At 60.0% G+C, this 4,858-nt stretch carries 3 protein-coding genes and 3 pseudogenes; 4 read left to right on the forward strand and 2 right to left on the reverse strand.

Annotated elements, in window-relative coordinates; genetic code table 11:
• Positions 1–121 (reverse strand): annotated as a pseudogene (locus tag SxD43FB_RS22945) (transposase); the annotation flags it as partial.
• Positions 122–192: 71 nt separating this feature from the next.
• Between SxD43FB_RS22945 and SxD43FB_RS26215 the strand changes: the two are divergent.
• The 4 genes and pseudogenes from SxD43FB_RS26215 to SxD43FB_RS22965 all read left to right on the forward strand — a co-directional run.
• Positions 193–737 (forward strand): annotated as a pseudogene (locus tag SxD43FB_RS26215) (transposase); the annotation flags it as partial.
• Positions 738–849: 112 nt separating this feature from the next.
• The gene (locus SxD43FB_RS22955) at positions 850–2,391 is read left to right on the forward strand and encodes a DDE-type integrase/transposase/recombinase (protein WP_096064099.1); all 1,542 of its coding nucleotides are present in this window, start codon (positions 850–852) and stop codon (positions 2,389–2,391) included.
• Between the two features lie 180 nt (positions 2,392–2,571).
• A pseudogene (locus tag SxD43FB_RS22960) lies at positions 2,572–3,147 on the forward strand (IS3 family transposase); the annotation flags it as partial.
• Positions 3,148–3,305: 158 nt separating this feature from the next.
• The gene (locus SxD43FB_RS22965; protein WP_096064100.1) at positions 3,306–4,337 is read left to right on the forward strand and encodes an IS110 family transposase; all 1,032 of its coding nucleotides are present in this window, start codon (positions 3,306–3,308) and stop codon (positions 4,335–4,337) included.
• A gap of 336 nt (positions 4,338–4,673) precedes the next feature.
• Here the strand turns inward: SxD43FB_RS22965 and SxD43FB_RS25675 are convergent.
• A partial coding sequence (locus SxD43FB_RS25675; RefSeq protein WP_217988833.1) for a hypothetical protein occupies positions 4,674–4,858 on the reverse strand: 185 nt, incomplete at its 5' end.

Raw genomic sequence — 4,858 nt, forward strand, 5'->3', positions numbered from 1 at the left:
CCTTGCGCAGCTTGGGGATCCGCAGCTCGACCGTGCCTGCCCGCGTCTCCCAGTCCCGATCCCGATAGCCGTTGCGCTGCGCGAGGCGCTCGGGATCCTTATCGCCATAGGCCGCGCCCGTAAGGTCTGGACTTGTAACGGTTTTGCGCCGGTCACCAGAGCGATTAGAGCTCGCAACAGGAGACCGACGAGATGATCAAGCATACAGAAGAGTTCAAGCAGGAGGCGGTGCGGATTGCACTGACCAGCGGGTTACCCCGCGACAGGGTTGCATCGGATTTAGGGATAGGGAAGTCGACGCTGGGCAAATGGGTGTCACAGTATCGGCCGTCTGACCTGGTGGCAGCGCCGCAGGCAGATCTGGCGCGTGAGAATGAACGCCTTCGCCTTGAGAACCGTGTGCTGCGGGAGGAGAGGGAAGTGCTAAAAAAGGCCACGCAGTTCTTCGCGAGCCAAAGGCCGTGAAGTTCGCGTTTGTGCATAGCTGGCGACACCGTTGGCCCGTTGAACTGCTCTGCCGTGTCATGGATGTTAGTGAACGCGGCTATCGTTCCTGGCGCTCACGCCCGATCAGCAGGCGGGAGCGGACAGATATGAAAGTGCTGGCCCATATCCGAGAACAGTCCAGGCTGAGCCTTGGCAGCTACGGCCGTCCTCGCATGACGATGGAGTTGAAGGAGGTGGGGCTCGATGTTGGCGAGCGCTGGGTCGGGCGGCTGATGAAGATCAACGGGATCAAGTATAGCGCGACGATCTGGATGAGAGGCCGCATTGCCTCGCCTAAATTGCTCCCGACTACGGGGTCGTTGCCTCATATAAAATGCTCCCGATCTGGATTGGGAGCGAGCGATGAGGAAGGTGAGCATGGCGATGCGCGCGGAGTTGGTGGAAGCGGTTGGCGAGCGGTACCGATCGGCTGATCGAGAGAGCAAGGGCCGTGTTCTCGACGAGTTCGTGGCGGTGACGGGATTTCACCGCAAGCATGCGATGCGGCTGTTGCGGGCGCAGCGCTCTGGGAAGGTGGACGGGGCTCGGCCCGGCCGGCGGATATACGACGAAGCGGTGCGGACAGCGCTGGTCGTCCTGTGGGAATCCTCTGACCGATTGTGCGGCAAACGGCTTCGCCCGCTCATCCCGATTCTGTTGGAGGCGATGGAGCGCCATGGGCATCTGGACGTCGCGCCGGATATAAAGACGAAGCTAACGACTATGAGCGCGGCGACGATTGACCGCGCTTTGCGGGAAGCGAAGGCCGGTAGCCGCCGGCCGCGACGGCGGGGCGTTGCGGGAACCGAACTCAGGCGCAGCGTTCCGATCCGGACGTTCGATGATTGGGACGATCCGGCGCCGGGCTATGTTGAAGCCGATCTGGTGTCGCACAGCGGTCCCGTAGCAAAGGGGAGTTTTGCATGGACATTTACGTTGACGGACATCGCGACTGGCTGGACTGAGTGCGCGCCACTGCTGGTACGCGAGCAGACGGTGCTGGTAGCCGTGCTCGCCGAACTCCGCGCCCTGATGCCTTTTCCGCTTCTGGGATTCGATACCGACAACGACAGCGTCTTCATCAACGAAACCGTGCGAGATTACTGTGCAGCGGGCGGCATCACCTTTACGCGATGTCGGCCTTATCGAAAGAATGATCAGGCGTGGGTTGAGCAGAAGAACGGATCGATCGTGCGCCGCCTGGTTGGTTATCGGCGTTTCGAGGGATTGAGCGCCACGGCAGCGCTGGCCGATCTGTACGTGGCGGCGCGCTTGTTCGTGAACTTCTTCCAGCCCTCTTTCAAGCTGGCCGAGAAGCGCCGAGACGGCGCACGGATCCAAAAACGCTATCACGCGCCGGCGACGCCCTACCAGCGGCTACTCAATGATCCGCGGACGAGCGACGCCACGCGCACGCGCTTAACCGAGATATTTTCAGGGCTCGACCCGGTGCGCCTACTGCGCGATATCAGGGCCGCGCAGCAGCGGCTGGTTGCCCTCGCCGATGCGGCGAACCCGTCGATGGTGTGTGAGAAATCCAACACGCCGTCATTGGAGGCGTTCCTCTCGAGCCTGCGGACTGTGTGGCAAAGCGGCGACGCTCGACCGACAGCCTCCGACGAACCAAAGCCGAAACGTGGTCGTCGGCGTCCCGATCCGTTAATCGCGGTGACCATGCAACTGAAGCGCTGGTTCGAGGAGGAGCCGTGGCGCACGGGCAGGGAATTACTTGAAAAATTGCAGGCGGAGCAGCCTGGCGATTATCCCGATGGCTTGTTGCGTACCGTCCAGCGTCGCCTCAAGATATGGCGATCCGAGCAGGCCTGCGCGCTCGTTTTTGCCCGTTCGTCCGCGGCATTCAGGGCCATTGAGGATCCGATACCGCACACTATCGTCGACGCTTGAGGGGCATTGCTCCGCTTCGCCTACGGCTCCGCTGCGCAACGCCCCTCAAGCGCACAGTGGACCGAGCAGACGGATCGGCGTAGGGAACATTTTGGTGAGGCAACGCCATCACCGTTCGGGAACATGATTACGTGAGGCAACACGCGTTCTCATCCTGTTTGTCGCCGCGCAATCAAGCCAGTCCGCACGCGCAAGCACAAGGTTACGACGGATAGTCACCATCGCCTGGGTGTCGCAGCGAACTGGCTGGACGGCGATTTTGCCGCAGATGCTCCCAACCGTAAATGGGCCGGCGACATCACATATATCTGGACATCCGAAGGCTGGCTCTACCTTGCCGTCATCCTGGACCTGCATAGCCGTCGCGTCGTGGGCTGGGCGGTCGGCGACAGGATGAAGAAGGATCTGGCAATCAGGGCGCTGGATATGGCGGTGCGCTTGCGCCAGCCTCCAGAAGGCTGCCTTTTCCATTCGGATCGCGGTAGCCAATATTGTTCTTACGACTATCAGAAAAAGCTGCAGGCCTATGGCCTGCGTCCATCGATGAGCGGCAAGGGAAATTGTTACGACAATGCCTCCGTCGAGACGTTCTTCAAATCCCTGAAGGCGGAACTCATCTGGCGGCAGACCTGGCCAACGCGGCGTCAGGCAGAAGCTGCCATCTTCCAGTACATCAATGGATTCTACAACACCCGTCGCCGACATTCATATCTGGGCGGCATCAGCCCGCTCGCGTTCGAAGCCAAGGTGGCTTAATGAGATAGGTGACCGGCACAAAACATGGGATAATCGCGGCGCGATTCATCCTGGGCATCAGCTTTTTGATATAGCTGACAGGGGTGGTTGCCCCCCGATATGATGGAAAAACGGGCTCACGATTGGCACCGGGCCCAAGCATCGCACGGAGAGCAACCATGAAACAATATATAGGCTTTGACGTTTCACTAAAAGATACCGCGATCTCCATTCGTCAGGATGGAAAACGGATCTGGCGCGGCAAGTGCGCATCGGATCCCCAGATCCTGGCGCAGATAGTCCGCAAACACGCCCCGCATGCGGAGCGGGTGGTATTTGAGACAGGTCCATTGTCGACCTGGTTCTATCATGCGTTAACGGCGGCGGGAGTTCCCGCGATCTGCATCGAAGCGCGTCATGCGCAGAAAATATTGAACGAGACGCTCAACAAAACTGATGCCAATGATGCTGACGGTCTGGCCCAACTGGCAGAAGCCGGCTTTTACAAGGCGGTCCGGGTGAAGTCGTTCGACGCCATGTTGACCCGCACACTGGTGGGCGCCCGCAACCTGTTGCTTACCATCTCAACGCAGCTGAGCAATCAGATCCGCGGGGTCATGAAGACGTTTGGCATCGTCGTTCCCAAGGGTACAGGTCGTGTATTCGACGGGAATGTCCGCGAGCTTCTGGACGGCAGGGATGGCCTGGCACAGATCATATTGCCTTTGCTGGAGGCCTGGCGCGACATCCGCAAGCGCGCCGCTGAACTTGATCGTCAGTTGCTCGCCGCAGCCCGGCAAAGCCAGGCAATCAAGCTGCTGATGACGATCCCGGGAGTCGGGGCGGTCACGGCCGTCTCCTATGCTGCGGCGATCGAAGACCCAGCAAACTTCAAAACTTCACGCGCGGTCGGCGCTTGGCTCGGGCTTACCACGCGGCGTTACCAATCAGGCGAAGTGGATTATGACGGCCACATCTCGCGGCGAGGCGACAACCATCTGCGCGGCCTCTTATTCGAGGCGGCAACGGTCATTCTCACGCGCACCAGCGCTAGCAACCAGAGCGGCCTCAAAGACTGGGGCCTCAGGCTACGCGAGCGGCTGGGCTTCAAGCGCGCCGCGGTCGCTGTGGCCCGCAAACTGGCAGTCATCATGCACACAATGCTCAAAACAGGAGAGGCATTCAACACATCGGCTGGCGTCACCGCATAACCAATTCACCAGCTTAACTTCTCAACGCGTCAGCATCTGACGTATTGAGGCGTCCCTGCCGTGGACGTGGGTCAGGTCATTCCGCTTTAACGGCTGCAGCTTTTTAAAGACTGCGCACAAAACATAGGAAGACCTTGCCTGCGGAGACCCATCATGCGGCGGCTTTATGCCGACCGCGAAGACAACCCTGCTCCCGGCATACGAACACCCTCGCGCGACACGCCGCATTGAGAAAAACAAGCACAAGGTTGATTAACGTGTCGACGCACTAACCGACGCGATCAGCCTTCCCATGCCAACCACGCTTGACTGTAAGCATCCGGTGAGAACCGCGGATCAGGCGGCTTTGCGTTGATCGTCTTTTACGCGCCAGTTCCAGGGCAGCAGTTCGTGGGTACGCATCCGATAGCCGCCGCGAGTTGTCGCGGTGCCGGGGTTCAGGCGGCGATTTCTTCGGCGGCCTGCTGCTGAGCAGCTTTCCAATGCCAAGGGAGGAGTTCGTGAAGGCGGTTCTGTGGGAT

This window comes from Sphingobium sp. D43FB, from assembly GCF_002312805.1.
Taxonomy (GTDB): domain Bacteria; phylum Pseudomonadota; class Alphaproteobacteria; order Sphingomonadales; family Sphingomonadaceae; genus Sphingobium.

Coding starts and splice junctions, on each gene's coding strand:
- SxD43FB_RS22955 (WP_096064099.1), top strand. CDS start 850: ATGAGGAAGGTGAGCATGGCGATGCGCGCGGAGTTGGTGGAAGCGGTT.
- SxD43FB_RS22965 (WP_096064100.1), top strand. CDS start 3,306: ATGAAACAATATATAGGCTTTGACGTTTCACTAAAAGATACCGCGATC.